We start from the raw sequence: 2997 nt of genomic DNA, 5'->3' as shown, positions 1-2997 counted from the left end.
GGGCTATTTTGTTTTCCGCAGTTTGCCGACCCGCAGGCATTACCGCTGTGGCTGACTAGGCACGGTTTGCCGAACGACCAATTCGAACAACTGACGGCGTTCCGTCATACCTTCAGCCATTTCCATTTGGATATCGTACCGATATGGAAAAAGGTTGGCACAATTCAACGCTGCATGTGCATGGATGCAGGCAGTGGACTCTGGTATAACTTAGCCCATCCGCCGGTGGTCGGACTGGCCGCACCGGTCGAACGATTGCTATTGCAATTAAGCCAGTCTCGATAGACTGCTTTATTTCCCGCGGCTTTCAATATATTTCCCGCGGCTTTCAATAAAAGAGGAACAATGATGAGCAGAACGATTTATTGCACTTTTCTCAATCGTGAAGCCGAAGGGCAGGATTATCAAATTTATCCGGGTGAACTGGGTAAGCGTATTTATGACACTATTTCTAAAGAAGCTTGGTCACAGTGGCAGACCAAGCAAACGATGCTGATCAACGAAAAGAAACTCAGTATGATGAACGTCGCCGATCGTAAAGTATTGGAGAAGGAGATGATCAATTTCCTGTTTGAAGGTCAGGATGTACATATCCAGGGGTATACCCCGCCGAGCGAATAACACCTTTTTGTTGCGTTTTGATCCCCGGAAATTTCCAGTCTTGACACGGCTAGTAACATGAAAAAAATATTACCTTTAGTGATCATTACCCCGCTACTGATCTCCTGTTCCAGAAGTAAAATCGGTGGCGAAAATGAAGCCTATATAAAAGACACCAATGGTTTCGATATTTTAATGGGCCAGTTTTCCCATAATATTGAAAATCTCTGGGGGCTAAATGAAGTTCTGATTGCCGGGCCGAAAGACTATGTCAAATACACCGATCAGTACGAAACCCGCAGCCACATTAACTTTGATGCCGGTACCATTGCCGTCGAAACCATCACAGGAGATAATCCGAGAGCGCATCTGCGCCAGGCGATTATCAACACCCTATTAATGGGTAACGATCCCGGCAATATCGATCTTTACTCGGATGCGGACGATATTCCCATCAGTAAAGAGCCTTTCCTTTATGGGCAGGTGCTGGATAATAACGGCGAGCCGATTAGCTGGGAGTGGCGCGCTGCTCATTTCGCCGATTATCTGCTGCAAACCCGTTTGCAAACCTGCACTACCGGCCTGCGAAAAATATGGTCCATCACTATCCAACTGGTGCCGAACCATGTGGACAAACGCGCCCATAAATACCTGAGTATGGTGCGCAAAGCCTCGCAGAAATATGGCGTCGATCAGTCTCTAATTCTGGCGATTATGCAGACGGAATCAAGCTTCAATCCCTATGCGGCGAGCCATGCCGATGCCTTGGGCCTCATGCAGGTGGTACAACACAGTGCGGGACGCGACGTGTTCAAAATGAAGGGCAAATGGGGACAGCCGAGCCGTAGTTATCTGTTCGATCCGGAAAACAATATCGATACCGGCACCGCCTATCTGGCGATGCTGCAAAACAGCTATTTGAGCGGTATTGTCAATCCAACGTCGCGGCGCTATGCGGTGATCACCGCCTATAACGGCGGCGCCGGCAGCGTGCTGCGAATCTTCTCACGCGACCAGAATCGGGCGTTCCAAATAATAAACGACATGCAGCCTGACGAGGTTTATCAAACGCTGTCCACGCAGCATCCGTCGGTAGAATCACGACGCTACCTGTATAAAGTCAATAAGTTACATAAAAACTACCGGCGCTGACGACATCGGTGCTCTTATGTCACCATCTCAACGCCATAAGGGGCAACTCATTAGGAGGGACCGCGGCCAAGGCCAGCACAGATGCCGACTATTGCGCGCACCGTAACGTCAGCCAGTCACGATATGCTAGCCATAGCCGTCAGCGGCAGACTATATGACCATACAGCTGCCGGATGCCACATACGTCTTGCTGGATATAGCCCCTCTGCAACTCCGGCTTGAAATCCCGGCAATTTGGTTCAGGTCATCTCCTTTAGCGTCAAGAAATAACACTATGCCGAACCCGCCTCACACCTCTCCAGACATAGATATTAGCACCCCAGTCTAGTAGCACCCCAGTCAGATAACAGATAAAGCAACGCACCTTCAGCGGCAATACGTCCGTCTTCCTTGGACACGGGAAGCAGTTCTATCTCACCGCGTACAAAGACCATATTAGCCTCCTACGAATTTATCGCCATACGCGGCAGATAAGACTGGCCTAACATCTCACGCTGCAATTGCTTGGTGTCAAAACTGACATACAAGCCATGCATTTCTTGACAAAACCGGCGCAGGCTGTATTTTTAACATGGCCTGGATATTTCTCGCAAATGCTGAACAAGACCTTCTCCAGCAGTGTGTCTTCCTCGATATAGCGCTCAAACTACGTCAGCGCGTTCCACCAGCCGGTGCATCTTCAGCTACATCCTCGGCGAGAGGGTGAGTAGGAACATGGTGGAATTGAGATCGCGTTTTTCTGGAACAATGCCGTTCTAACGCAAAAGAGTTAGACACAGGCCACTTGCGCCACTCTCTGGGCTTTACTGCCTCCATGGCCTCGCAGGTATGACTTCAACGCCGGGCAGCCTGTTTAGTTCGGCGGGGATGGTCTCTGTCCGCCAACGTACCGGTTTCAGTATAGGACTGTGCTGCGTAACAAGGTACGATCGTTCGCACAAAAGTGATCACTTTGCGCGACGACACACTACCGAAAGGCGCCAGCAGTGTCGCGCTGGGTTTCTATCTGCGGCTGACGGTGGGAAGAAACACTTTTTCTGTTCGACAGATGTCAAACTGGGCGGCAAAGCGTGGCGTTTATCAGTAGCTAGCAAACAAGCTTGTGCGCTGTGCCATCGGTAGCCTACCCTTGCTTGGTGCAGGCCTTTAGCATGTTTGCCGCCGCGCTCGACATGGTGGTGCTGCCGACCCTACGTTCGTTATTGCCTGATTATTTCCAGATACCAGGAAATAAGCGAGGGATGA

4 protein-coding genes are annotated in these 2997 nt (G+C 50.2%); 3 read left to right on the top strand and 1 reads right to left on the bottom strand.

Features of this window, described 5'->3' with window-relative positions; translation table 11 throughout:
* The 3 genes from BG74_RS16910 to mltC all read left to right on the top strand — a co-directional run.
* A partial coding sequence (locus BG74_RS16910) for an NUDIX domain-containing protein (protein ID WP_244267318.1) occupies positions 1–285 on the top strand: 285 nt, incomplete at its 5' end.
* Between the two features lie 63 nt (positions 286–348).
* On the top strand, positions 349–621 hold the full coding sequence (locus tag BG74_RS05195) for an oxidative damage protection protein (protein WP_066597084.1): 273 nt from the start codon (positions 349–351) through the stop codon (positions 619–621).
* 57 nt (positions 622–678) lie between these two features.
* Positions 679–1752, top strand: a complete 1074-nt coding sequence (gene mltC / locus BG74_RS05190) for a membrane-bound lytic murein transglycosylase MltC (RefSeq protein ID WP_066597082.1) — start codon at positions 679–681, stop codon at positions 1750–1752.
* A gap of 311 nt (positions 1753–2063) precedes the next feature.
* Here the strand turns inward: mltC and BG74_RS18895 are convergent, their stop codons facing one another.
* Positions 2064–2186 carry a hypothetical protein gene (locus tag BG74_RS18895; protein WP_256364219.1) on the bottom strand — a complete coding sequence of 41 codons (123 nt, stop codon included), beginning with the start codon at positions 2184–2186 and terminating at the stop codon, positions 2064–2066.
* Between the last annotated feature and the right edge of the window lie 811 nt (positions 2187–2997).

This window comes from Sodalis-like endosymbiont of Proechinophthirus fluctus (assembly GCF_001602625.1).
Taxonomy (GTDB): domain Bacteria; phylum Pseudomonadota; class Gammaproteobacteria; order Enterobacterales; family Enterobacteriaceae.
Note: the sequence above shows the minus strand (reverse complement) of the source record. Positions and strands in the feature narration are given on the sequence as shown.

Excerpts from the sequence above, each read along its gene's own strand:
- BG74_RS05195 (WP_066597084.1), top strand. The coding sequence starts at position 349 with ATGAGCAGAACGATTTATTGCACTTTTCTCAATCGTGAAGCCGAAGGG.
- BG74_RS18895 (WP_256364219.1), bottom strand. The coding sequence starts at position 2,186 with ATGGTCTTTGTACGCGGTGAGATAGAACTGCTTCCCGTGTCCAAGGAA.
- mltC (WP_066597082.1), top strand. The coding sequence starts at position 679 with ATGAAAAAAATATTACCTTTAGTGATCATTACCCCGCTACTGATCTCC.